Source organism: Curtobacterium sp. BNK-1 (genome assembly GCF_048685235.1).
Classification (GTDB): Bacteria; Pseudomonadota; Gammaproteobacteria; order Enterobacterales; family Enterobacteriaceae; genus Pantoea; species Pantoea agglomerans.
The window spans coordinates 226,332-249,444 of sequence record NZ_JBLQTJ010000004.1; the positions used below are offsets into that span (position 1 = coordinate 226,332).

Annotated in this window: 23 protein-coding genes and 1 pseudogene; 10 read left to right on the plus strand and 14 right to left on the minus strand. The window is 51.5% G+C overall.

Annotation, left to right across the window (positions count from 1 at the left end; all coding sequences use genetic code 11):
* Nucleotides 1–179 precede the first annotated feature (179 nt).
* Together ACMGGP_RS21490 and ACMGGP_RS21495 are read left to right on the plus strand one after the other, a co-directional pair.
* Complete coding sequence (locus ACMGGP_RS21490; RefSeq protein WP_033768647.1) at nucleotides 180–1,250, plus strand: LacI family DNA-binding transcriptional regulator; 1,071 nt, start codon at nucleotides 180–182, stop codon at nucleotides 1,248–1,250.
* 184 nt (nucleotides 1,251–1,434) lie between these two features.
* Complete coding sequence (locus tag ACMGGP_RS21495) at nucleotides 1,435–1,761, plus strand: hypothetical protein (RefSeq protein WP_010259140.1); 327 nt, start codon at nucleotides 1,435–1,437, stop codon at nucleotides 1,759–1,761.
* 101 nt (nucleotides 1,762–1,862) lie between these two features.
* Here ACMGGP_RS21495 and ACMGGP_RS21500 read toward each other — a convergent pair whose 3' ends face one another.
* The 5 genes from ACMGGP_RS21500 to ACMGGP_RS21520 form a co-directional block, all read right to left on the minus strand.
* The gene (locus ACMGGP_RS21500) at nucleotides 1,863–2,636 is read right to left on the minus strand and encodes a COG4705 family protein (protein WP_498798873.1); all 774 of its coding nucleotides are present in this window, start codon (nucleotides 2,634–2,636) and stop codon (nucleotides 1,863–1,865) included.
* 406 nt (nucleotides 2,637–3,042) lie between these two features.
* On the minus strand, nucleotides 3,043–3,786 hold the full coding sequence (locus tag ACMGGP_RS21505; RefSeq protein WP_010670658.1) for an SDR family oxidoreductase: 744 nt from the start codon (nucleotides 3,784–3,786) through the stop codon (nucleotides 3,043–3,045).
* Between the two features lie 54 nt (nucleotides 3,787–3,840).
* Nucleotides 3,841–4,944 (minus strand): alkene reductase, encoded by a 1,104-nt coding sequence (locus tag ACMGGP_RS21510; protein ID WP_498798874.1) that lies wholly within the window; start codon nucleotides 4,942–4,944, stop codon nucleotides 3,841–3,843.
* A 53-nt stretch (nucleotides 4,945–4,997) separates the two neighbouring features.
* Entirely contained in the window at nucleotides 4,998–5,579 is a 582-nt protein-coding gene (locus ACMGGP_RS21515; protein WP_029519282.1) for a TetR/AcrR family transcriptional regulator, read from the minus strand.
* Between the two features lie 63 nt (nucleotides 5,580–5,642).
* Nucleotides 5,643–6,281 carry a TetR/AcrR family transcriptional regulator gene (locus ACMGGP_RS21520; RefSeq protein ID WP_010259135.1) on the minus strand — a complete coding sequence of 213 codons (639 nt, stop codon included), beginning with the start codon at nucleotides 6,279–6,281 and terminating at the stop codon, nucleotides 5,643–5,645.
* 233 nt (nucleotides 6,282–6,514) lie between these two features.
* Here ACMGGP_RS21520 and ACMGGP_RS21525 point away from each other — a divergent pair, with 233 nt between their 5' ends.
* Nucleotides 6,515–6,898: a nuclear transport factor 2 family protein gene (locus ACMGGP_RS21525; RefSeq protein WP_498798875.1), complete on the plus strand. Its 384-nt coding sequence runs from the start codon at nucleotides 6,515–6,517 to the stop codon at nucleotides 6,896–6,898.
* Between the two features lie 433 nt (nucleotides 6,899–7,331).
* Complete coding sequence (locus tag ACMGGP_RS21530) at nucleotides 7,332–8,579, plus strand: sensor domain-containing diguanylate cyclase (protein ID WP_033761029.1); 1,248 nt, start codon at nucleotides 7,332–7,334, stop codon at nucleotides 8,577–8,579.
* Between the two features lie 358 nt (nucleotides 8,580–8,937).
* Here ACMGGP_RS21530 and ACMGGP_RS21535 read toward each other — a convergent pair whose 3' ends face one another.
* On the minus strand, nucleotides 8,938–9,321 hold the full coding sequence (locus ACMGGP_RS21535; RefSeq protein WP_050679451.1) for a winged helix-turn-helix transcriptional regulator: 384 nt from the start codon (nucleotides 9,319–9,321) through the stop codon (nucleotides 8,938–8,940).
* A 98-nt stretch (nucleotides 9,322–9,419) separates the two neighbouring features.
* On the opposite strand from ACMGGP_RS21535, the gene ACMGGP_RS21540 reads away from it, so the two are divergent.
* A complete protein-coding gene (locus ACMGGP_RS21540; protein WP_022624654.1) occupies nucleotides 9,420–10,148 on the plus strand; it encodes an SDR family NAD(P)-dependent oxidoreductase in 729 nt (242 codons plus the stop codon).
* Between the two features lie 250 nt (nucleotides 10,149–10,398).
* On the opposite strand, the gene ACMGGP_RS21545 is transcribed toward ACMGGP_RS21540, so the two are convergent.
* Both ACMGGP_RS21545 and ACMGGP_RS21550 read right to left on the minus strand, forming a co-directional pair.
* Nucleotides 10,399–10,785 carry a hypothetical protein gene (locus ACMGGP_RS21545; protein ID WP_498798876.1) on the minus strand — a complete coding sequence of 129 codons (387 nt, stop codon included), beginning with the start codon at nucleotides 10,783–10,785 and terminating at the stop codon, nucleotides 10,399–10,401.
* Nucleotides 10,786–11,130: 345 nt separating this feature from the next.
* A pseudogene (locus tag ACMGGP_RS21550) lies at nucleotides 11,131–11,331 on the minus strand (amidase family protein); the annotation flags it as partial.
* A gap of 173 nt (nucleotides 11,332–11,504) precedes the next feature.
* Here ACMGGP_RS21550 and ACMGGP_RS21555 point away from each other — a divergent pair.
* Nucleotides 11,505–12,215 carry a YnfC family lipoprotein gene (locus tag ACMGGP_RS21555; protein ID WP_187511141.1) on the plus strand — a complete coding sequence of 237 codons (711 nt, stop codon included), beginning with the start codon at nucleotides 11,505–11,507 and terminating at the stop codon, nucleotides 12,213–12,215.
* A gap of 158 nt (nucleotides 12,216–12,373) precedes the next feature.
* Here ACMGGP_RS21555 and ACMGGP_RS21560 read toward each other — a convergent pair whose 3' ends face one another.
* The 4 genes from ACMGGP_RS21560 to ACMGGP_RS21575 all read right to left on the minus strand — a co-directional run bounded on the left by ACMGGP_RS21560 (nucleotide 12,374) and on the right by ACMGGP_RS21575 (nucleotide 15,975).
* Complete coding sequence (locus tag ACMGGP_RS21560; RefSeq protein ID WP_498798877.1) at nucleotides 12,374–12,922, minus strand: aspartate/glutamate racemase family protein; 549 nt, start codon at nucleotides 12,920–12,922, stop codon at nucleotides 12,374–12,376.
* A gap of 500 nt (nucleotides 12,923–13,422) precedes the next feature.
* Nucleotides 13,423–13,848, minus strand: coding sequence for a hypothetical protein (locus ACMGGP_RS21565; RefSeq protein ID WP_250489324.1), 426 nt, complete (start codon nucleotides 13,846–13,848; stop codon nucleotides 13,423–13,425).
* A gap of 61 nt (nucleotides 13,849–13,909) precedes the next feature.
* Nucleotides 13,910–15,112, minus strand: coding sequence for a sensor histidine kinase (locus ACMGGP_RS21570; RefSeq protein ID WP_498798878.1), 1,203 nt, complete (start codon nucleotides 15,110–15,112; stop codon nucleotides 13,910–13,912).
* Between the two features lie 185 nt (nucleotides 15,113–15,297).
* Nucleotides 15,298–15,975: a response regulator gene (locus ACMGGP_RS21575; RefSeq protein ID WP_010259845.1), complete on the minus strand. Its 678-nt coding sequence runs from the start codon at nucleotides 15,973–15,975 to the stop codon at nucleotides 15,298–15,300.
* 206 nt (nucleotides 15,976–16,181) lie between these two features.
* Here ACMGGP_RS21575 and ACMGGP_RS21580 point away from each other — a divergent pair, with 206 nt between their 5' ends.
* On the plus strand, nucleotides 16,182–17,018 hold the full coding sequence (locus ACMGGP_RS21580; protein ID WP_010259842.1) for a MipA/OmpV family protein: 837 nt from the start codon (nucleotides 16,182–16,184) through the stop codon (nucleotides 17,016–17,018).
* 1,163 nt (nucleotides 17,019–18,181) lie between these two features.
* Here the strand turns inward: ACMGGP_RS21580 and ACMGGP_RS21585 are convergent.
* A complete protein-coding gene (locus tag ACMGGP_RS21585) occupies nucleotides 18,182–19,090 on the minus strand; it encodes a LysR family transcriptional regulator (protein WP_010670668.1) in 909 nt (302 codons plus the stop codon).
* Nucleotides 19,091–19,211: 121 nt separating this feature from the next.
* On the opposite strand from ACMGGP_RS21585, the gene ACMGGP_RS21590 reads away from it, so the two are divergent.
* The 3 genes from ACMGGP_RS21590 to ACMGGP_RS21600 are packed head-to-tail and all read left to right on the plus strand — an operon-like array spanning nucleotide 19,212 to nucleotide 22,164.
* Nucleotides 19,212–20,141, plus strand: a complete 930-nt coding sequence (locus ACMGGP_RS21590) for an alpha/beta hydrolase (protein ID WP_010670669.1) — start codon at nucleotides 19,212–19,214, stop codon at nucleotides 20,139–20,141.
* Between the two features lie 56 nt (nucleotides 20,142–20,197).
* Entirely contained in the window at nucleotides 20,198–21,178 is a 981-nt protein-coding gene (locus ACMGGP_RS21595; RefSeq protein WP_010670670.1) for a TIGR03571 family LLM class oxidoreductase, read from the plus strand.
* Between the two features lie 14 nt (nucleotides 21,179–21,192).
* The gene (locus ACMGGP_RS21600) at nucleotides 21,193–22,164 is read left to right on the plus strand and encodes a nuclear transport factor 2 family protein (protein WP_080571089.1); all 972 of its coding nucleotides are present in this window, start codon (nucleotides 21,193–21,195) and stop codon (nucleotides 22,162–22,164) included.
* Here the strand turns inward: ACMGGP_RS21600 and ACMGGP_RS21605 are convergent.
* Nucleotides 22,147–23,076, minus strand: coding sequence for a LysR family transcriptional regulator (locus tag ACMGGP_RS21605; protein ID WP_022624662.1), 930 nt, complete (start codon nucleotides 23,074–23,076; stop codon nucleotides 22,147–22,149). The two genes, ACMGGP_RS21600 and ACMGGP_RS21605, sit on opposite strands and share 18 nt — an antisense overlap.
* Nucleotides 23,077–23,113 lie beyond the last annotated feature (37 nt).

Below are 23,113 nucleotides of genomic sequence, written 5' to 3' on the forward strand. Positions count from 1 at the left end.
AATGTGTGATGCAGTGCAAATAAAGTGGCGGTATTTGTAACGATTAGTGAATCAGATCACCAAATCTCGTGATGTGAAGGTATGACTTTTACTTTTTATCTGCGCAATGTGACTGCGGTAACCTGGCTTATTCGGCTGCTGTGATACCATTCCGCCATCGGTAATCAGGGATGCGAATTATGAAATCAAAAAATGCCACCTTAGAGGATGTCGCCCGCCATGCTGGCGTCTCTTATCAGACGGTTTCGCGGGTTTTGAATAAGTCGGCAAACGTCTCAGAATCAACGCGGCGCAAGGTGGAGAACTCTATTGAAACCCTGCGCTACGTGCCAAACAGACTGGCGCAACAGCTGGTGGGTAAGCAGAGCACAACGCTGGGTCTGGTGACCACATCGCTGGCGTTGCATGCTCCTTCGCAGGTGGCCGCTGCGGTTAAACGATATGCCAATGCCGCTGACTATCAGGTGCTGATCGCCATGATTGATGAGAACGTCAATCAAAGTCTGCAGAACTGTATCAATGAGCTGAAGTCGCAGCGCGTGGATAAGGTGATTATCAACGTTCCGCTGGAGAGCAGTGATGCGGAGCAGATCGTGCAGGAGAACGACGATATCCTGTGCCTGTTTCTTGATGTTGATCCCTACAGCGCGGTGTTTAACGTTTCGTTTAACCCGGCTGACGGCACCCGTGCCAGTGTCAAATATCTCTACGAGCAGGGGCATCGGGAATTTGCTCTGCTGGCCGGGCCAGAGCAGTCCGTTTCTGCCAATTTGCGGTTAAAGAGCTGGCTGGATACGCTGGAGAGCTATCGTCTGAAGCCGGTCAGCGTCAGCCACGGTAACTGGGATGCGCAAAGTGGTTACAACGGCGTGCTGCAACTACTGCGTGAAGCGCCGGAGTTCAGCGCGCTGCTGGTGGGAAATGATCAGATGGCGCTGGGTGTGCTGAGCGCGCTGCATCAGCGCGGTGTAGCGGTGCCGGGGCAGATTTCGGTGATTGGCTACGATGACACCTATGAAAGCGCCTTCTTCCATCCGGCGCTGACCACGGTGTCGCTCGATCTTGATTTACAGGGCAAAGAGGCGGTCGCGCGTCTGTTGTTAGCCAGTGAGCAGGATGAGCAGCGTTCCTCTTCTATCCTTCCGGCAAAACTGGTGGTACGCAGCTCGACGGGTATCGCCGGTCAGCAGCAGCGTGATCTGAAGCAGATTGCTGAGCAGCTGCGGCTGCTCGCCAGTCGTCTTGAGTAGCAGAGCACCGCAAGCAGATAAAAAAAGCATAAGAACGCGCCGCTGCTATGCTCAGATCAGGATAACGATTCTGCATGTCGGAAAATTATCCGATCACTAAATCGGTCAGTGAACGGGCATTCTGCTTCGCGGTAATGCAGCCGACACGTTCAGCCCGGTTTCTCTACTCTCAGGGAGTGACATTATGCTGTGGCTTGAACAGGGGCTTTACCTCAGGATTGAAGAGTTAGCGCATGGCCCCAGGCCACTGCCGCTTTCCAGCGGTTTTACCCCGCAGACGGCTTATCGCGCGCTGGGCTGTTTTAACCCCTCTGAAACATCAGATGCTTACTACATTCTTTCAAATGACCGCGATGAAATATGGTTCATCTGTAACCGTCATCTGAGAACCGTTTTCCTTGATGCCAGCAACACGGCGTTTCGGGTGAAAATGCAGGAGCCAGCAGAGAGTCTGCCGGTACTCTCTGCTGCACCCGATGGTCAAATCGTCTCCTTTGAGCGCTCTGTCTGATGTAGCCTGTTACGCATCAGATAATAAAAAAGCCGCCATCGCTGGCGGCCCTGATTACGTTTAAGTCGATGCGTTATCTGTACATCTGCCAGTAACGTTTTTTAACTCGCCGTGGCGGTCTTGATTGCCGGACGCTGGGGCAGTATTACCAGAAGAGCGATGATGATTAGCGCCAGCGTCAGTGAGGCACCGTAGCGGCTTAGCGCGAGTCCGCCTGAGGCAAGGGGTTTGTCCAGAAAGTCGCCGACCACGGCACCCAGTGGTCGGGTCAGGATAAAGGCCGCCCAGAAGAGTCCCGTACGCGAAAGTGATGTAAAGCGGCTGGCCGCCCAGATGATTGCCAGCGCGCCAACAAATAGCAGTATCCCGCCATCGTAGCCCAGCCCTTCAGTGTCTGCCGTCCAGTCACCTAAGGCCGTGCCCAGGGTTTGTGAAAACATAATAGTGACCCAGTAAAAACTCTCTGTGACGCCGTTGCTCACTGAACTGACCGCAACCGTACCGCAGGTGATTTTCCACAGGAAAAGCGAAAGGATAAGCAGTGTGCTCAGCAGCACGGTGCCTCCTAAATATCCTATGCCCAGTGAGCGATCGGCAAAGTCTGCCATCGTCGTGCCGACGGTGGTTGTGGCCACCACGGTGAACCAGTAAATCCATTTGTTGAAACTGTGGCGATTTATCTGCACCACCACCGCGATCAGAAAGATGATGGCGAAAATCAATGTCCCGGTCAGGTAACCGAGATTCATCGACATGGTCACCGCATCGCCGCCGGTTTCACCCAGGGTAGTCGCAGCGATTTTGGTTAACCAGAAAGCCGCGGTAACTGCCGGAACTTTACTGAGAGCGTGAGAAGCTGTGTTGTTATTTTGCATAGGGTGATACTCCGGAACAGCCCAACATGGGCTAATACAGAGACGATGTTATAAGATTAATCTTAAGAAAAGGTTAAGCTAAAGAAAACTATGACAGGAATTTTGATCACAGCTTGTCACTCGCTAAACCGGTATTTACCCTATGATTTAATGTAATATTTGCCCTGTCGGAGTGCAGTGTTTGGGCTGTTTCCCCTGTTAACCTATAAGAATTAATTCTGAGTTACTCTGTTTTCTTCTTAATTTTCAGGCGATGCAACGAGTGATAGCCCGGCGGGTTAATCAGGTAAAAATTGCAGAAAAAGTAGCATCAGGGCGTGCGAGCCATGCCGGGGTAGTATTGCCCTGATAATCAGCATCGGGGCAGGGTGGATGGCATAGCAACCCCGACGCTGTTATCCGGATATCACCAGTTTTGTCTGGTGGGAGAAACGATCAGGTCGTTGACGGTAACGTTCTGCGGCTGATTAAGTGCATATACCACCGCATTAGCCACATCCTGTGGGCTGATGGCTAATTTATTGAGTTCCTGAGCCACTTTACGGCCCTGAGGATCGCCGACTTTATCGGCCCAGCCGGTATTGATAACGCCAGGGCTGATGGTATTGACGCGTATCCCGTTATTAACCCCTAAGTCTTTGCGCATCGATTCTGTCATGGCATGGACGAAGAATTTTGTTGCACTGTAAACCCCTGCACCCGCATCAACCTGATGACCTGCAACCGATGCCATATTCAGGATCTGTCCCTCATTTTTCTTCAGCATAACGGGTAACACAGAGGCAATGGCGTTCAGATAGCCTTTGATATTGACGTCGACCATTTTGTTCCACTCTTCCCATGCAACGTCACTCCAGCTTGAGAAAAGCATCAGGCCCGCATTGTTAATCAGTATGTCTATGGAGCCGAAGGTGTCACTGGCGAACTTCACCAGCGCCTGGGTTTCTTCCAGACGCGTAACATCGGTTACCAGGCCGACAGCGCGTCCCCCTTCAGCTTCAATCTGGCGTACCAGCGTATCAAGGCCGTTCTGGTCCAGTGCTGCCGCCACAATATTCACGCCATGACGCGCAAGTTCCCGCGCGGTAGCCGCACCAATCCCGGAGGATGCACCCGTAATAATGGCTGTTTTCTGTTGCAGGTAATTCATTTTTAATTCTCCTTCTGGTGAAAGGGGCGGGTAGTCACCCGCCATAAACCGTTATCAGCAGCTGGCTTCCGGCCAGTCGGTATAACCCTCTGCACCACCGCCGTAATAGGCTTCTTTCGGCGCGATGGTCAGCGCGGCACCGTAACGCAGACGCTTAACCAGATCCGGGTTGGAGATGAACAGGCGTCCAAAGGCAACCGCATCAATAATTCCGGCGTTGCGGCGGCTGATGGCCATCTCAAGGTCATAGTTGTTATTGCCAATAAACGGACCGTTGAACTGGGCGCTCAGCGCGTCCATGTCCACATCGGCAGGCACATCACGAGAGGTGGCCGTCGCGCCTTCAACGAAGTGCAGATAAGCCAGGTTGAACCGGTTAAGTTGCTGAATGAGGTAGCCGTACATCGCCATAACATTGCTGTCTGGCGGGGTGTTACCGGCATCAGGCGTGACCGGAGAGAGGCGGATACCGACTTTGTCATTGCCCCAGATGTTGATGATGGCTTCTGTCACTTCCAGCGTCAGGCGGGCGCGGTTTTCAATAGAGCCACCGTAGGCGTCAGTACGGTGATTGGTGGAATCACGCAGGAACTGATCGAGCAGGTAACTGTTGGCGGAGTGCACCTCAACGCCGTCAAAACCGGCACGCAGGGCATTTTCAGCTGCACGTTTATATTGCTCAATAATGCCGGGGATTTCTTCTGTTTCCAGCGCCCGCGGCGTCGATACCGGCACAAAACCGTTTACGGTGTAAGTCTGTCCATCAGCTTTAATAGCAGAAGGTGCAACCGGACGCTGGCCCTCAGGCTGCAGTTCCACGCTTGAAAAACGGCCCACGTGCCATAACTGGCAGACGATTTTGCCGCCTTTAGCGTGAACCGCATCAGTGACTTTTTTCCATCCAGCCACCTGCTCTTCGCTCCATATCCCCGGCGTAGCGGCATAGCCGCGTCCCTGCTGAGAGATGTTGGTGGCTTCAGAAATAATCAGGCCAGCCCCGGCACGCTGTGCATAGTAGGTAGCATGGAGTTCATCAGGCACACCCTCTTCACCGTAACGGCTACGCGTGACCGGTGCCATGACAATGCGGTTTGACAGCTGAAGGCTGCCCATCGAAACAGGTGAGAATAAATCGGTACGGGTACTGTTGTCAGTCATATAAACCTCTTAATAGTTGACCGGTCGTCTAGTAAATGGATAAAAAAAACCGGCTACCCAAGTAGCCGTGTTGTTGCGTTCATTGCCTGACTGAACGCTTTGTCAGGATCGTGGATTTTCGCCATCAGGGAAGCCCCCAGCCAGAGCTGATAGAGTTCTTCTGCCAGTTCAGTGGCATCCGTTACGGCGGGCAGGGAGCCATCTTCCTGACCGAGCCGGAGGCAGGCGGCAATTTTGAGCACAATTTCATGGGTGCCCGTTGCCAGCACATGCCGCATGTTATCGTACTGGTCGCAGACTTCCGCCCCCAGCTTGACCACGAGACATTTACTTTCAGGCAGGTCTGCGCCCTGGGTGGTTTTCCAGAAGGTAAAATAGCGCAGCAGTCGCTCTCTCGCCGTTCCTGTTCCGCCTAGCTGATGCTCTACTTCCAGCAAATAGTGGCTGAAGTAGTGCTCCAGCAGCGCCTCTGCAAACGCTTCCTTCGACGGAAAGTAGTAATAGAACGAGCCTTTTGGGATATCCGCCGCTTTTACAATCTCGGAAATCCCGACGGCGCTGTAGCCCTTATGAGTAATGATCGCCCTGGCCACATCAATGATGTGCTGCCGCATATCTGTCACGTTTCTTTTCATAATGTGCACACTCTAGTGAAAAACTGACCGGTCGTCTAGTAACTTTTAACCTTTTTCATGCTTTCAGTTTCTGATTGTGAGCGGGTGAAGCAGTCGGGTGGCGTGCTGGCCGATCAATTTCAGGCTCTGAAGCGTCGCACCGTCTTTCGCCTCTATCGACATGCCTTCCAGCAGCGTATTCAGAACGGTAGCCAGCGCGACGGTGTTGGTATCTGCGGGCAGTTGCTTCTCCTGAACCGCTCTGACCAGCCTTTTTTCAAACAGATCTTTTCCTTCCTGCCTGAGAACGCTAACCGCCCTGACAACATCCGTCGATTCTGCTGAAACATTGATGGCTGCCAGCACCACCATGCAGCCGCAGGGCGCTGAAGGGGAGAGCAGAATATCGGCTGCTTCGCTAAAGAAACCGTCAATCGCTTCACCAATATCCTGCCTCTCATCAAGCCGCAGCCAGGTCGCTTTCCAGTACTTCGTTTCGTAGTAGTTCACGGCCTCCAGAAAAAGTTTTGCCTTGTTGCCAAAGGCGGAATAGAGGCTGGGTGGGTTGATTTCCATGGCGGCGCAAAGTTCGGCAACCGATGCCGGCTCAAAACCTTTGCGCCAGAAAAGATCCAGCGCCTTCAGCAACGCTTTATCACGGTCAAAGCTTCGTGGCCGGCCTTTCGGCTTTTCAGTGGCAGCAGGCTGGTCAGGTATTTTCATAGACGGCCTCAATCATTCTCTTGACATATTACATAGTGATCACTATACAATAATACTATTACGTAGTGCTCACTACAGAATTAAATCGACACAGTGGCTCGCCTTTTATCCCGCCTGCTCTTCCCCGGCAGGCTGATGTCGCGCTGAGTCGGTACATGTCTGTGTCAGAAAATATCACCCAAAAGCGGGGTGTCTGAAGGGATACCTTGTTAATCAGAACGGAGAGAAAACAGATGAATAACACGACCTATGTGCAGGACTATAACGCCATCGTGGCAGTGCTGAATCAGTATAACGAGGGAGGAAAGCAGGCGAAAAGTGAGCTCATGAAGCCCGCTTTCAGCGACAGGGCGACCATTTTTGGTCTCGACAGTGACGGCAACCTCAGCGGCGGTCCAGTTCAGGGATTGTTTGACACCATCGACACCGCATTCCGTCCTTCACCCGAAGCAAAAGCGGCTATCGTGCGCGTAGATATTGTTGGGTCTGCCGCCAGTGCCCGCATCGACACTGACGACATTTCTGGTTTCCGTTTCACTGATTTTTTTAACCTGCTGAAAGTGAATGATCGCTGGACCGTGGTCAGCAAGATCTATCACACACATACGGCAGACTGATCCAGGTCTGGTCAGCTGACCGTTGCAGCCTGCGTTTGCTGCGGGCTGCAAAAAGGGATTGAGACGACTAAAACAGTAAGGTGATTTTACGCCTGATTATCCGGTTGCTATTAATCAACATAATCATACCCCAGCGCTTTTGGCAGAGGTGGCATCATTAAAGATTCTGGCCCGATCGGCCGATAAACACTGGCTCATACTTCTGACACTGAATCCCGGATTCGCTCACTTTTGTGCGGGCAGGGCGGCACCTCAGCAGCTGCAGACGGACAAGCGCAGCGTCAGCCGCCGTCAATGGCGGGTATTCTCGCAATGGTGAACCTGTCTCCGGATCCTCCTTCAGCTACAGGCGGACATTAACGGTTATAATCAGGTCTGTAGCGACGAGTATTGAGCCTGTTTAATATCGTCAGCTACGTCGGAGTCGGCCGCCATGAACACAATGATCAAACCCTCTTTTACCGCTGTCTGGTCTACAGATGCCCAGGGTATCTGCGTCGCCAGTCAGGAAAGCCCTGCTGGTCTGATGCCTGAACTAAAGGGTGTGACGCTGAGTTCATGGCTGAGACTGGCACAGGCCGACGACGATGCAAAGATCGCGCTGCAACTGACCGCCGCGCTTGATTTCCTGACGCCTTTTCATATTGAAGTGCCGATCAACTGTCTGGATGGCAAGACGCGTCGGGTTATTGTATCTGGCCTGCCGGATCGCCAGCCTGGCACGTCCCGTCTGCAGTATAACGGCTTCATTCTTGATGTGACCGGACAGCGTAAAGCGCTGGAAGATGCGCTGCGCACGGCGGCAGAATATCGTCTGTTAATTGAAAACAGCACCGATCTGATTGCCCATTGCGACGCGGATGGCCGGTACGTTTCAATCTCGCCCTCTTATAGCGAAATGATTGGCTGGACAGCCGAAGAAGTTGTCGGTCAGCTGGTGGTGGATTTCCTGCATCCCGATGACCGCGGCCCCGCTTCTGAAGCTCTGGCCTGCATCTTCAGCGGGGGAGTGCTCCCGGACGTCGTTGAGGTGCGCAAGCTGCATCGTGACGGCCACTATATCATTCTGGGCACCAAAGCCTGTGGCGTCATCAATCCCTCTACCGGCAAAAATATTGGTGCAGTTCTGGTGTCGCGCGACATTACGCGAGACAAAGAGAGGATGCGCAATCTGGAGAAGCTGGCAACGCTGGACACGCTGACCGGGCTGCATAATCGTACCTGGATCAACGACCAGGTCGGGCGCATGCTGGCGAAGGTGGATGATGAGGCCTATACGACGGTAATGTTTATCGATCTGAATGGCTTTAAAGCGGTGAACGATTTGATGGGCCACGCGACAGGGGATGCCTTGCTGCAGCAGGTCAGTGAACGGCTGCAACGCTGTATGCGTCCGGGCGACTCACTGGCGCGACTGGGCGGAGATGAATTTGTTGTGGCGGCAAAGTGCAGAAATCGCGATACAGCCGCTGCCATTGCCCTGCGTATTATTGAAAGTCTGCACGCGCCATTCGCCATTGATAATATGGATGTGCGCATTGGCGCGGCTATCGGTATCAGCCTTGCCCGCTTTGGGACGGCATCGGCCAAAATATTATTCGAAAACGCGGATAAAGCGATGTACCAGGCCAAAGCCCGACGTGATGGGTCGTATCAGTTTTTTGAGTCAGAAGAGCCTTAGTCGATGCATATGATTGCTGGTATGACCTTCCGGATTTGAAGGTAATAGATCTTACGTTTAACGCTTTGCCGCCTGTTCCCGCAAGGATACATTTCCTGAACGCCTGATTAACCCGCCTTCTATTCTGAAACCGCGCGCCACGTCAGAAAGATTTTCTGTTTCAGGCACAAAAAGAAGTCTGTTGCTGATGACCAACATCTATGTGCGAGACAGGCTACTGAATTCCCTCAAACGTCTGTGATGGACTGGCCTGAGTGACTTCGCGGAACTCCGCGTACGGTCACTTATTGTTCCTGCTGGACTCATCTGGTCATTAACCTGACGTTATCGACTTGCAGGAACGCCACCCTGGCGGAGTTCATACAGACTCATCGATATCCCGTCCATTATCATAAACCGTCTGCGCCTGTTCCATCACTCCCCCATGTTGCTTTGCCCAGCTCACCAGCGCGATAAAAGGATCCTGCAACGTTCGGCCCAGCGGCGTAATCGCATATTCCACCGCCACAGGGGAGGAGGCAATCACGTGGCGGCTCACTAATCCATTGCGTTCCAGCCGTCGTAATGCCTCCGTCAGAGACTTATGTGTGATGGGGTCGAGCCTGCGCTTGATGGCGTTAAAACGTGAGGGCTGGGAGCACAACACGGTCAGGATCAGTACTGACCACTTGTTTGCCACCTGTTCCAGGATAGGGCGCGTGCTGTTGATCTCGGCCAGCACTACGGTGATATCAGTGGTCATTTGGTTTCCTTGAGGATATCTGGTGTACATCAGGTGCGTAATTGACACTAAATATAATAAATATACCATCAGGTGTCTAACCCCTATCCGGAGTGGTAATGATGAAACTAAGTGGAAAGATCGCCCTGGTCACCGGTGGTAGCAGCGGTATTGGCCTCGCTGTTGCTCGCCGTTTTGTTCAGGAAGGCGCACGGGTTTTTATAACGGGCCGACGTGAAGCACAGCTGGCTGAGGCTGTAGCGCTGATTGGCGGTGAGGTCGAGGCGATTGCGGGTGACATCACCCACACAAGCGACCTTGAGCGTCTGTTTGAAACCCTCAATGTCAGGGCTGGCAGACTTGATATCCTCGTCAACTCGTCTGGCGTGTCAGAACCTGCGAACCTGCAAGAGACCACGGAGGAGCACCTTGATCGCATCTTTGATCTGAATGTGCGTGCCATGGTGTTGACGGTGCAGCACGCGGTACGGCTCATGGGGGAGGGCAGCAGCATCGTGCTGGTGGGGTCGATCGCGGGAAGCATTGCTAATCCTGGCTATGCTGCCTATTCCGCCAGCAAGGCAGCGGTGCGATCCTATGCCCGCACCTGGAACAGCGAGCTGGCACCGCGTGGCATCAGAGTTAATACACTCAGCCCTGGCCCAACTGATACACCGATGTTTAGCCAGGCCAGCGATGAAGTCAGGCAGACACTCAGCGAACGGATCCCGGCAAAGCGGCTGGGTAATCCTGATGAAGTCGCGGCTGCGGCCCTGTTTCTGGCCTCCGATGAAAGCAGTTACGTCAGCGGCACCGAACTGGTGATTGATGGCGGGATGACTGCATAGGGGATTAGCGGCGGACGTTGCGGGGTTGCTCGATGTCATGGGGGAGGGTTTTGACTCATTGAGAAGCTCTCCCCATGCTATTCCAGCTAAGAACATTTCTAAGACTGGTATTTCATTCCTGGATTTGTTCTGGTCACCCTTTATTATTCAGATTCAGAAATAACTTCGCAGCGTAAAATCATATTGCGTCAGTTTATTATTTCTGTTGGATTTTCACTTTCGGGAGACCAAAATTTAGTACTCATTGTATTCATTGTGAGGCAGAACGCCGGTCCATGATTTCTTTCACGTAATGCTCTATAACAATGTGATGTTCATGGCTTATCTGAGAAATGAATGTTTGCAGGAAATCGGGTGTGGAGTGAAGGGTGTTCGTGACCAGTTTATCGAAGTCTTTCTGGGTGAAGTGGTCATAGCCTTTTAGCGTCGAACGCTGGAGAAAAGTATGCGCAGTAATTTCGAGCACGGCACGTCTGTAATCATCGGAAAGCAGAATATCCAGATCGTGCCGGCTGATCTCAAAGGCAAATTCATAGCTGATAAAACCAGAATCGACAGGCAATGAGTAGGTCAGTTTACCTTCCTCCTGTGTCACATGAGGTTCGTATCCGTCACCCATGAGGCGAACTGATTGCATATTAATCCTCCTTCTATTTCAGCCCTGAGTTGTTACTTCAGCAGATTAAAACCACCGATATCGATATTATTCCGCTTCTGACGACGAGCGCAAATACTCACAACATCAGATCGTTTGATAGCGTAAGTTCCCGGTTGTTCACCTGTTCGCTAACGGCAAAACTGACAAAGTGGTATGCCTGTTACGGAGGGTCATGTCAACCGTGAGCAGTGAGCTAAAGTTTTCCAGGTGACTTTATGAGCCGGTCGCCTCTCCCCGCTATTTTTGAGACAAAAAATAGCAGAGAGGAGGTCATCGCTTACACGTCCTGGAAAAAAGCATCAGGCGATGCTTCTGAAAGGGTCTTTAGCGACCAGCCCACACCGCTGGTTTTCTTGTCTGCCACGGATAGGCGCTTTCAAGCTGACCCGCCTGTGCCAGCAATAAGTTCTCCTGATTAAATTCTGCGCAGAACTGCATGCCAATCGGCAGATTACGGGAAGAAAGGAAGCCCAGAGGAACAGACATCGCGGGGGTTCCGCACACGTTCGCCAGCGCAGTAAACGGTGACTGATTGAAAACGTGATGTTAGCGCATCGACTGGCTGCTTTGAGCGAGGAGCGGACGCTTAAATTGTGACATGGAAGCATCTCGATTATTCGTGTCTTTACGCATAGAATTTGATAACTTGAGTTGCCCCACCACCTTAGAGTGCGATCCTACTAATAAAGGAATAAATAATGAAAGCAAGGTTGCTTTTAAGTCTATTACTTTTGGCAATGTCATTTAATGTCGCTGCATTTACTCAATTCAAACCAGCAGTCTTAAATGCTGCTCTTTTGTTCGAGCATGATGCAACTACCGGGAACGTAAAACATAGCCTCCAGTGGATCCGAGATATTTACGGTAAACTTCAGGCGATGACAGAAGTTAGATACGATCGTAACGGGTGCTTTACTAATATCAACATGGTTGATAAGGCAAATGGCCATGAATTCCATTTGGTAAACAAAGATGGTGTACTGACCTCTTTTAAAGGTCAGAGTATTACCGGAAAAATCAATGAACGCTGCGAAATCACTGAGCTTGAGGATGAAAAAGGCAATTATGTACTCAGCTATAATGTGCGCGGATTGCTTGAAACAATCGCGGACAAAGACACGGGCGAAGTTGTAAAGCGATATGAATATCACAATAGCCAATTTCCTGTGCGTATAAGAAACTATAAAGATCGGAAGGACACGCGTATCTTTTATCCATCCGGAAGTGCGCAATTTGTTGACTCAGAGAGCGTATCAAAAACAGGGGACTTAATTGTCCGACTGAAGCAAAGCTGTGCTTACACCGCTGATGGTAATGCAGATAAATGCTCGCTGATCGCCTCCACTAAAGACGACTATCGTAGCTCAATCTTGATATGGATCTCTAATCACGAAACGGAATATTTCTGAATCTATTAAAAATATCAAAGCCAACGCAACCTCTCCCGAGAGATTGTCCTGCTTCCTAATTTTTAATGCCATTGAAATATTATCAATGTCCGCTCCCAGCACGAAGCGGACAAGCTAACTGAGCTAGAGGCCGCTATGAGCGAGGAGCGGACATCAGGTTAGCCGGTATTATGGGTGCCGCCTGTAATTTTCCCGGACATACGTCTGTAGTTTTTAATGGTCGCACTGGAAAGGCTTGCTGCCGTATCTACGATGACAAAGCTGAAAGTGTTTTCAGTTATCAGGGGACTAAGATCTGTACAGGCAATAAGAAGAGCCTCCACATTAAGATTTGCCACTACAGACATTAAATTCATCCACTCTGCCTGTACACCGGAGTCATGAAAACCTTTCGTTTTAATCCGTCCAATTAGCGATGTGGTCATCTCACGAAGCAGAGGTGGATCAATAATCTCTTTGCCAGAAGCTTCTATCCGCGCCTGATAAAAACCCGCTTCCAGTGTAGGTTCCGTAGCCAGTACAGCAATCCTGGTTGCCTCTGCAGGCAGTGACTCAAGTGCAATGTCTGCGATATGCAGAAGTGGGATACCGGAGCTCACCGCCTTCATTTCGGCAAAGTAGCAGTGCGCAAGATTACAGGGAACAGCTATCAGACTCACTTTGGCCCTGACGAGTTCGGTAATACCCTGCTGCAGGGTTGCGATCATCGCATTATCATCAACTTTCTTGCCAGGTCAGAAAGGTGTCGGTAACGAGATAATATGCATTTTAGGAAAATCCATATCATATTTCGCTCCGTACCCGATGTAACAGTCTGTTACCAGCATATCAACGAAGGGGGCTGTGGAGCGGGGTCCCATTCCTGCAAGCACACCTATAGAAAAAGTCATTGTCAGTGCCTCCTTTTAAGATCTTCTTTCCGCTTAACAAATTATCGATAAGTTGCCTGCAAAATTACAGACGAACGGAATGAACATGCCGGAGGTCACTCAGAAAGGTGCAGGTGAACTGCCGCAATTGATCAACACATCATGATGCGGAGAGAGCAGGCTTCAGGCACAAAGCGGACCTACGCTCCGGAAGGTCCGCTATGAGCGAATAGCGGAAGTTTGAAGTGGCTCTCACCTCTGATGAAGGTATTACTTAGAATTGCGGTGTTAATCAATGTGGCGCAAGTCATATAACTGGAATGCTTCGCGGTGTCGCGCTAGCACGTTTTATCGCCGTCAGCCCAGCGCTTGATATCAATTATCTTTGGTGACCGGATTCCCGTGCTCAAGACGTTCTTGGTTGTATAAAGGGAGACCTGTGCGTTGTCACCATGCCGACTTTCGATCTCAATTAGCGTGTTATTTATCAACAATCCCTGTGAAAGGAACTTTTGATTAATCTCCCCTGCTTTGCGTTCACCATCAAATTCGCTCAGTACGATGACCGGATTTCCTGAATATGCCTCATATTCGAGGCACTGTCTTGCCATGTACCTTAGGGTTCGATAAGTATCAGATGAGCCTGCCTTGCTCACGAAACTGCCGTCAAAAGAGGATTGGCTGCTTTTTAGTTCACTGACCGTAATAGCGCACCCGCTTAGTGAGAGCGAAATTAACAGGCTTGCAAGAACAACGTATTTCACGTTTAACTCCATCATTCAGGTAACGGCCATTCGCCGGGGCGGATCAACGTTGTCCTTGCTTTCAGGCGGACTTGTGATTTGGGAAATCAACCGAAACCATCAGCCCACCTTCTGCCGACGTACTGAGGCTTACGCTGCTGTTGTGTTGCTGCGCAACGGCTTTAACGATGGCAAGCCCCAGCCCACTCCCGCTTTGCAGCTGGTTAGGATCACGAAAAAATCTGTCAAACACGCGCTCCCTCAATTCAACGGGAATGCCAGGCCCTGCATCTGAAACACGTAACTGCGTGGATTGATTTAAGGATCGTAATTCCACCTCAATCCTCCCGCCCCAGGGGCTATACTTCACGGCATTTTCGACTACGTTATCGATAAGCGACATTAACCGTTCCCTGACGCCAGTCACCCAGATTTCCTCTTCGGCGTAAAATTCAAGTTCAATCCTGCGTTCCGCCGCGAGCGGTGCCAGCCCGGCCATACGTTCTTGTATGAGCGTTGTCAGCGGCAAAGGCTCCATAACCATGTCAATGCGCGCTTCGCTGTGCATCAGCAGCAGCAACTGATTGACCAGACGAGCCGCACGGCTGTTGCTGCGAACAATGCCCGCAAGCAACTCTTTTTGGCTGTCACTGCTCACATAAGATTCCAGCGCCTCAACATTGATTCGCATCGCCGCCAGGGGGGTACGCAACTCGTGAGCGGCATCGGCAATGAAAACGCGTTCCCGTTCAGTGCTTTCCCGCACCCTGGCAAGAAATCCATTAACCGCGTCAACCATCTGGCGAAGCTCCCTGTGCTTTGGCACTGCTTTTAAGGGCGAGAGATCGTCCGGCGTGCGTAAGGACACTTCATTTACCACTTTATTCCATGGGCGCATTGCAATGCGGATCGACAGCCAGGCAGGGAACAAAAGAAAAGGAATGCATACCAGCAGCGGCATCACGTAGTAGCCACGCGAGTTCAGATAGATAAAGAAATTCCAGCCTCCAGCAGGGGTGATAAGCGTGACCTCTGTGTCGACGTTCCCGGACTTTAAGGTACGGCTGTTCCAGGCGCGACCATCACTCTCCACGCGCTCAATTTTTCCATAACGGCTGTTTATCACTCCGACTGGCGCACCATCAGAGGCATAAATTATCTCTTTATTCTCGCGTACGATAAGGCTGATTGAGAGTGCTGGATCTTCACCGCCGCCATAATTTTCCCGTACTGCCTTACTTAATGCAGCCAGCACATGCGTTCGCTCCTGCGGGCGATCGTCCATACTCTTAACCACAGTAAAAATGGTTTCGTACGTCTTGCTGCCCGTTAATATCGCCGGACTACGTAAGTCCTCCCACAAAACGTAAGTCAGAAAAAGACACCAGAGCAGAGTGAGCAATAGCATCTGCGCTACCATAATTCGCCGCACGAACGTTGGGGTTCTCAGATGGCGCCAGACATTTCGCATCAACCTGCTCCCTTCTGAATGGGTACGGTATCAATGACATACCCAACGCCCCTCACCGTTCGTACATAGCCTTCGCCGATTTTGCGACGCAAATTCCCCATATGCACATCAAGCGCATTACTCATATTTTCTTTTGCGCCGAAGATCCTTTCTTCCAGAAAACTGCGAGTAAGCACGCGGTCAGTGCGTAACATCAACGTTTCAAGCAGCGCGTATTCACTTGCCGTCAACTCAATATGCCGTGCATTCACGGTCACGCGTCGTGTGGGCACAAAAAGTGATAATCCCCGAAGTTCTATCGCCTCGTTCTGAAAACCATAACTGCGGCGCGCAAGCGCTCTCACCCTCGCCAGCAACTCGGCGAGAACAAACGGTTTGACGAGATAGTCGTCTGCACCCGCGTCCAGCCCGGAAAGGCGATCGTGCAGTGTGCCTCGCGCCGTCAGGATGATCACGGGAATGCCCTTGTGCTGCTGACGCAGGCCCACCATCAGACTCATGCCATCGCCGTCGGGTAATCCGAGGTCGAGCAACACAAGTTCAGGCACGCAGACATCAAGCTGATGCAGCGCATCCTCTTTGCGGCGAACCCATATAACATCAAATCCTTGATCTGCAAGGGCAATACGTATGCCGTTACCGAGATCCAGGTCGTCTTCAATCAGGAGTATTTTCACAATGGTTACGGTATCAGCAGTGAATGAAGAACGTCTGAAGAAAAAAACGGTATCAGGAAATCTATCAGCTTTGCAGCATCTGTGGTTGCTTCACCCTTTCTTCATTTTTGGCTCATGAGAACTTTAGCGGGCGCATTCAAAATGAACGTTCTGGCGTTTACAACCCGCTTGCATCGTAATCATTTGAATGCATAAGGACTTCTTTAATGAGAAATAACACACTGCGTCATAAGTTCCCCCTTTCACTCACGGGGTACAGCCTGAAAAAAATGTTGTCGGGCGCAGTCCTGGCGTTACTGACCACCCCGATACTGGCGGCAGCACAGAATCAGGGCAACGCGTTGACGGTGGGAGGCGGCGCGAACGTGACGCCACGTTATTCTGGTTCGGACAAAAGCCGCGTCACGACTTCCCTGGTGCTTGATTACACCATGGAAAATGGTTTCTTCGTCAGCTCCACGCGGGGCATCGGTTATGGCAATAACATCGGCAAATTCGATTACAACGCTGCGGTGAGCTATCGCGCAGGCCGTAAGGATCGTGACGTGGACAGTGACTCCCTAAGCGATGGCAGCGACTATTTGCGAGGTATGGGGGATGTCAAAGGCTCGGCTCTCGGTGTATTTGGCTTGGGATACGGGGTGACCGACTGGCTTAATTTGCAATTGCAGGCTGAAGTGCCATTTTCTGAGCAAAACAATGGCACGGCATTGCATTTTGGCATTAATAGCCCGCTCTATACCTCACCGAATAATACAGTAACGCTGGCGCTGACCGGCAGCTGGGGGACGGACAAATACATGCAGACTTACTACGGAGTCAGTGCATCTCAATCGGCTGCATCAAGGTTTATCCGATATGATGCCGGATCGGGAATTTATGCCTGGTCGATGAATCTTGACTGGACACACAAGTTCAATGAGGACTGGAGCGTGATTGCCGCAGCAGGCGTTACGCAGTTAACGGGAGATGCGCGCAATAGCCCGATTGTGCAACGAGAAATATCACCCACAGGAAGCCTGCTGGTGACATACCACTTCTGATCGTTATTCAATGTGTGTTTCCCGCCAGCTTATGGCTCTTCTCTGCCAATAAACACGCTTTCTAATCCACCCTCTTTTCAGCTAACGGGGCAGTACGCAACAGATTGCAAAACCTAAAGCTTCAGCCCCGAACATGTATAACATCTGTTCACCTCCGCTGGCGCAACAGCAAAAGCGCGCGCGCCGAAGAACATGCCTACCTTGCTGGTGTTGCGGAATTCGCCAGCAATGCATCGGCGATATCCAGTATGGACCGCAGCGATCGATATGCCGGAGATAATAGTGACATCCCTCGGCGGCATTTGAATACTCTGCAATCCGGCGATGGCGTCGCCATGAGTCCCTGGCAGCATGGCGGCAATCCCTATTCCCCGATGGCACATCTGCGCCTGAACGTCCCGACAGGTGCTGGTGAACATGCACCGCGATTGAGGGAATCTATCGGGCAACCAGGCGACGTAAAAAAAGCGGGATGTACCGTATTAATAAGAATAAGCCCAGTGTCGTACATACAATGAAGCGAGCATGCGATAGAGCGAGTTGCCTGCCTCCGCCACGGTGATGGATTAAGACTCGGAGTAAAGACGGTCACAAGGATAATGCCGACTACTTACTTTTTGAGAACAGTCTCGGACATAAGCTTAACTATACCCACTCAGAAAATGATATGGCTGTAGATTGCTCCCTGCATATGAGTACATCTTGATGTCAGTAATGTCAGCTTATGGCACCAAGCGGCCAGTCTCATCAGGTGCTGGGTCCGCTAAGAGCGAACAGCGGACATTGCCAGAAGCATTTTATGAGAATTATCAGGGAGCAGATCGATCTTGGGATGTTATGTTAAGCAACATATTAGTGAAAATCTAAACAGGATGTCATTCCAGTGAATGTAAACACTTGCCAGACCTGCGGCCAACCGGTGAGCAAAACACCAGAAACTATGAATTTTGACTGTGGCGGCGATTGTTTATATTGCATGGCTCGCCATGGTGATCCAGACGCAATTGAGGCTATTGAGAGACTTACTGGCAAAAAAGTTAATGTCTGGGGAAGTTTATATAGTTCAAGTGAGGCTAAGGGACGGTCATGAGCGAACAGCGGACGTGGAACCTGTAAATGAATGCCACATAACTGCGTTTGGAAGTCCTGTACGGACATTTCCCTTATTCCCAGGGTAAGCCTTGCTCCCAGCTTTCAACCAGCAGGTCGATAAAGGCGCGAATGCGCGGGGATAAATGTCGTTTACTGGGGTAAATGATCCGAACAGGTTCAGGGGGGAAGGGATAGTCCTCAAGCACGGGTATTAATTTACCGCTACGCAAATCTTCTCCAAGCAAATAGGTTGGTAAGTGGACTATACCAAATCCGGAAATTGCCGATGCCCGCATGGCTTCCGAACTGTCGAGGTTTAGCCGCCCGGGTCCTTCATACACAAAAGTGCCTTCCGGAGTCGCAAACCGCCAGCTGCGTCTCTTTTCTGCACTCAGAAGAAAAATAGTGTCATGCCTGGTTAAGTCTGAGGGCGTTTCTGGAATGCCCCGTGAGGACAAATATTCGGGAGATGCACAAGTGACAATGTGCTGCGAAGCAATCGTTCGGGTAAGAATGCGCGAATCATCGCGAGGTTCACCGATGCGAATGGCAATATCAAAGCCTTCTTCAATCAGGTCGACAAACCTGTCGCTAAAGGACACCTCCGCACGAAGCTCCGGCCACTTTTTCAGATAAACATCAAGAATGGGAAGGATATGGTGCTGACCAAAAGAAAGCGGCGCACTCAGCCGGAGAGTCCCCGTTGGCTTACCTCTGCGCATGGCCATCGCGGCATCAACCTCTTCCAGGTCATCCAGTATCTGTCGGCAACGCTCGAACATGATCCTCCCTTCATCGGTCAGACTCAGACTCCGGGTGGTACGGTTCAGAAGGCGAACCCCCATGCGCGTTTCGAGCCTGACAATACTCTTACCAATGGCAGAACGTGTGAGCCCGAGGGAGCCCGCTGCGTGGGTGTAACTCCCGGCTTTTACCGCCGCGACGAACGCGGCGATATCACCAATGCTGTTGATCTCCATGCTTTATATATCCTCTTTAATACGGGCGTTAACGTACCCCCATACGGGAAGCACATTCCCCAAATGTTTATATATTATAGATTCCTGTTATTTTTTAACGCAAATACAAACAGGAATAAAAATGCTGAATCAACAAACCAAACAAGCCGTAAAAGAATGGTCAGAAAGCCTGGCCGGCCTGGGTCCAATCCTTACCGGTGAGGATACCGTAACGCCTATGAGTGAGGTGCGTGACGCCTACACCCGTATGCTGGCCAAAAATCCTGCACCTTCCGGTGTCAGTTTTGCTGAGGTAGACATGGGAGGCGTGCCGGGAACGCTGGTAACCCCCGACAACCTTGAAACTGATGCCATCGTTATGTACATCCACGGCGGTGCTTACATTGTCGGTGAACCGGCGGGCTATCACGGCATTGGTGGTAACTACGCCAGCATGCTGGGCGCACGGGTTTACATGCCGGATTACCGTCTGGCACCGGAGTATCCCTTCCCTACGCCCGTTACCGACACTGTTCGTGCGTATGAGTGGTTGATTGAGCAGGGCTTTGACGCCAGCAAAATCGTACTGGCGGGCGAGTCTGCGGGCGGAGCGATGGTGGTTACCGTTATGGTAGCTGCACGTAATAAAGGCCTGCCGCTTCCTGCTGGCGGTGTTTCCATTTCCCCATGGGCCAACCTTGAGCACACGGGCGTCTCCATGACCAACCGGGAAGGCCTTGATCCTCTGAACACCAAGGCAGGTCTGGATTTCCTGGCACGCACCTTCCTGGGCGATGCGTTGCCTAATCACCCAATGGCATCACCGGTGTTTGCCGATGTGACAGGTCTGCCGCCGGTGCTGGTTCAGATTGGCGAAAACGAACTGATGCTGAGCGACGCTATGCGGCTCGCAACTCATCTGGGCGATCACCGGGTTCGCGTAAATCTGGAAGTCTGGCCGGGTATGTTCCACGCATGGCATTTCTTCTCCACGCTGCAGCCAGAAGCGGTGCAGGCACTGGAAAGCTCCGTCGTGTTTATGAAGCAGGCCCTGCAGGATGCAGCGAAGTAATCATCAGTGATGAACTAAATAACGGGCGCAACTGATTGCGCCCGTCAGGAGTGAAAATGCCCCCTTTACAGACACAACTCACTTATCCGCCGGATCTTGCCTCACATAGCGCATATAAGCGCGTATTCAGCCCGGGCCGACTGACCTTCGGCTTTATTATGCCACTTGAAGGTTATCCGGATTCACCTTTCCCAACTCTGGAGGATCATCAGGCGCTGGCAAAATTTGCTGATGACGCCGGTTTTTCCGCTCTCTGGATGAGAGATGTACCCTTTTATGACCCGCGGTTTGGTGACACCGGACAAATGCTGGATCCTATGGTCTACCTTGGATTTCTTGCCTCCCAAACTAAACGCATAACCCTGGGTACTACCGGTATGGTGTTACCTCTGCGGGACCCGATTATATTGGCCAAGCAGGCAGCCTCTGTGGACCAGCTAAGTGGTGGGCGCCTTCTGCTGGGATTGTCCAGTGGGGATCGCGCTGTAGAATATCCTGCGTTTGGAGCCGATTATGATAACCGTGCCGAACGCTATCGGGAGGCGTTTGGTCTGATTAAAACCGTCAGTGAGACGTCCTTCCCGGTGGCTGAAACGGCGTTTTACGGAAGGCTTTCAGGCAACCTTGATCTTATTCCTAAACCTTTTAAATCCCGCATTCCGATGATTGTGGTAGGGCGGGCGCGGCAGGACCTGAGCTGGATAGCTGAAGAAAGCGACGGATGGATATGGCATCTGAGTGACTTCTCAACGCTCCCGGAATTGCTTGAATTCTGGCGTGGCGATTACGATGACAATCGTTTCAGACCTTATGGCTATGCCACCTTTTTTGACCTCGATGCTAACCCTGACGCCCCGCTTCGCAGATTGATGAATGGCATCACTGTCGGCCGCAATGCGCTGATAAAGCTATGGAAGGAGCAGGAACGCCAGGGGGTAAACCACGTTGCGTTAAATCTGAAACCGCTGACACGGCCCGCAGCCGAGGTGATGGCTGAAATGGCAGAATTCGTGTTACCCGAGTTTCCTTCTGAATAAACGCAGGACAATAAATGAACAGTTCATTTCATTCTTCGGTGCAGAGCCTGATTAGTTTTTGTGAAACCTGGTCAGGAAATGCTTGCTCAGACAATAGCCAATGGCTGGACCCCTCGGTCAGATTAGTCAGCAGTCATCGTGGAACAGTTTCCGGCCGTGAAAATGTCACCGCCCTTTTGCAAAATGACTTTGCTGACCTGGATAACGTATCCGTTACGCTGACAAACACCGTTGAGCGCCGGAACGATAAAGATTACGTCGCCAGTGCATACCTGCACGGGCAGGCTTCGCGCAAAGGTTCCGGACGTCATAACCAGGTGCGGTTTGGGGGGACGGTCGTGATGAGGGCAGGCACAGATGAGTCCCAACCTGTTATCCATACTCTTCACCTGCAAATAACCTGGACTTCAGGTGCAAGGCAGTTGTTATCGGGATGGCTGCTACCGGCTGAAGAATCCGGCTGGCATCAGGGATTTCCGCAAGTCGCCATCATCAGTGAACTTGACGCCCCCTGGCATATTGTGCCAGAAAACCACCGTGATACGAGTGAAGAACAGGGAGTCATCGATACCTGGTATCGCTATGCGTGGGCGCTGGACCAGGCAGATTTCAAACTTTTCAGCACATGCTTTAGTGAAAATGCTGCGGGTAATTTTACCCCCCTGGGCTACATATCAGGGAGGCGGAATATTATTGCCGCAATGAAAGCCTTCCGGCTTCCGTGGCCCTGGATGCAGCATTATGGTGAACCGCTGAAAGTATGTATCCAGTCCGATCGTCAGTCGGCCATCCTGATAATAGGCCGTATTATCGCGGAGAAAACACACGACTCAGGGGAGCGCGAAATCTACGGCGCGCATTACCGGGTTGGAATGGAAAAGGATTCTCACAATCGTTGGTCAATATGCTGGAGCGAATATAATCCAGGCTGGCTTTCAACAGACGATGTATCCGGTATTGATACCGCATTACCGCGTAACAGATGAACGCTGCGCGCTCGGCAAGCGTGCCGGCAACTCTTTTTTCAGTTCTTCAATCAAGGCTCTCACTTTAGGAAGGACCGTGTGAGTCCTGGGCCAAATTGCAGAAATGGGGGTGGGCGGTGCCTGAAATGTGGGTAGAATTGCACGAAGCTGCCCCTTTTTGATGGCATCACCGCATAACCAGTCCGGAAGTTGCGTCACCCCACATCCGGCAATAGCCGCTTCCAGCATGGCTTGACCATTATTAAAACGGTAGGCTGAGGAAACAACATGCCTTACAACGTGTCCCTCTTTACCCCGGATTAGCCAGTAAGTTTGCCCGTCTGACGGTAACCCTGAAATGCATCTGTGTGATGAAAGCTCACGAAGATCAATGGGGGTGCCTGCTCGTTCAAGATAGCCCTCAGAGGCGCAAATGGTAAGCCTTTGCTCGCCCAGGCGGGTGGCAACCAAATCACCTGAGTCAGGCAGGGGGCCAAGCCTCAGCGCCAGGTCAAAGCCGTCTGTCGCCGGGTCGCGAACCCGATCACTGAAATCAACTTCGATATTCAGGGCCCGGTATTTTAAAGCCATGATATTGAGTAAGGGCATAATGAAAAGGTGCCCAAAGGCCACGGGAACCGTCAGCCGCATCAGTCCAGATGGCTCGACTATTCCCGCCTCTATTCTGCTTTCGGCATCTGAAATCATATCCAGAGCAGCAGTGCAGCGATTGAAATAGATCTCACCTTCCGGTGTCAGCGACAGGCTTCGCGTACTGCGGTTGAGTAAACGAACCCCCAGCCGAATTTCAAGACGCTTGATGCTTTTGCTGAGTGCAGAACGCGTCACGCCTAAACCCTCAGCTGCAGCAACGAAACTGCCTTTTCTGACGACTTCAGTAAATTCCTGTACGCCATTGAGTTGTGCCGTCACAAATATTGGTTCCTTTATCTCAACACTGAGGGGCTTT

Excerpts from the sequence above, each read along its gene's own strand:
- ACMGGP_RS21490 (WP_033768647.1), top strand. The coding sequence starts at position 180 with ATGAAATCAAAAAATGCCACCTTAGAGGATGTCGCCCGCCATGCTGGC.
- ACMGGP_RS21495 (WP_010259140.1), top strand. The coding sequence starts at position 1,435 with ATGCTGTGGCTTGAACAGGGGCTTTACCTCAGGATTGAAGAGTTAGCG.
- ACMGGP_RS21500 (WP_498798873.1), bottom strand. The coding sequence starts at position 2,636 with ATGCAAAATAACAACACAGCTTCTCACGCTCTCAGTAAAGTTCCGGCA.
- ACMGGP_RS21505 (WP_010670658.1), bottom strand. The coding sequence starts at position 3,786 with ATGAATTACCTGCAACAGAAAACAGCCATTATTACGGGTGCATCCTCC.
- ACMGGP_RS21510 (WP_498798874.1), bottom strand. The coding sequence starts at position 4,944 with ATGACTGACAACAGTACCCGTACCGATTTATTCTCACCTGTTTCGATG.
- ACMGGP_RS21515 (WP_029519282.1), bottom strand. The coding sequence starts at position 5,579 with ATGAAAAGAAACGTGACAGATATGCGGCAGCACATCATTGATGTGGCC.
- ACMGGP_RS21520 (WP_010259135.1), bottom strand. The coding sequence starts at position 6,281 with ATGAAAATACCTGACCAGCCTGCTGCCACTGAAAAGCCGAAAGGCCGG.
- ACMGGP_RS21525 (WP_498798875.1), top strand. The coding sequence starts at position 6,515 with ATGAATAACACGACCTATGTGCAGGACTATAACGCCATCGTGGCAGTG.
- ACMGGP_RS21530 (WP_033761029.1), top strand. The coding sequence starts at position 7,332 with ATGAACACAATGATCAAACCCTCTTTTACCGCTGTCTGGTCTACAGAT.
- ACMGGP_RS21535 (WP_050679451.1), bottom strand. The coding sequence starts at position 9,321 with ATGACCACTGATATCACCGTAGTGCTGGCCGAGATCAACAGCACGCGC.
- ACMGGP_RS21540 (WP_022624654.1), top strand. The coding sequence starts at position 9,420 with ATGATGAAACTAAGTGGAAAGATCGCCCTGGTCACCGGTGGTAGCAGC.
- ACMGGP_RS21545 (WP_498798876.1), bottom strand. The coding sequence starts at position 10,785 with ATGCAATCAGTTCGCCTCATGGGTGACGGATACGAACCTCATGTGACA.
- ACMGGP_RS21555 (WP_187511141.1), top strand. The coding sequence starts at position 11,505 with ATGAAAGCAAGGTTGCTTTTAAGTCTATTACTTTTGGCAATGTCATTT.
- ACMGGP_RS21560 (WP_498798877.1), bottom strand. The coding sequence starts at position 12,922 with ATGATCGCAACCCTGCAGCAGGGTATTACCGAACTCGTCAGGGCCAAA.
- ACMGGP_RS21570 (WP_498798878.1), bottom strand. The coding sequence starts at position 15,112 with ATGGACGATCGCCCGCAGGAGCGAACGCATGTGCTGGCTGCATTAAGT.
- ACMGGP_RS21580 (WP_010259842.1), top strand. The coding sequence starts at position 16,182 with ATGAGAAATAACACACTGCGTCATAAGTTCCCCCTTTCACTCACGGGG.
- ACMGGP_RS21585 (WP_010670668.1), bottom strand. The coding sequence starts at position 19,090 with ATGGAGATCAACAGCATTGGTGATATCGCCGCGTTCGTCGCGGCGGTA.
- ACMGGP_RS21590 (WP_010670669.1), top strand. The coding sequence starts at position 19,212 with ATGCTGAATCAACAAACCAAACAAGCCGTAAAAGAATGGTCAGAAAGC.
- ACMGGP_RS21595 (WP_010670670.1), top strand. The coding sequence starts at position 20,198 with ATGCCCCCTTTACAGACACAACTCACTTATCCGCCGGATCTTGCCTCA.
- ACMGGP_RS21600 (WP_080571089.1), top strand. The coding sequence starts at position 21,193 with ATGAACAGTTCATTTCATTCTTCGGTGCAGAGCCTGATTAGTTTTTGT.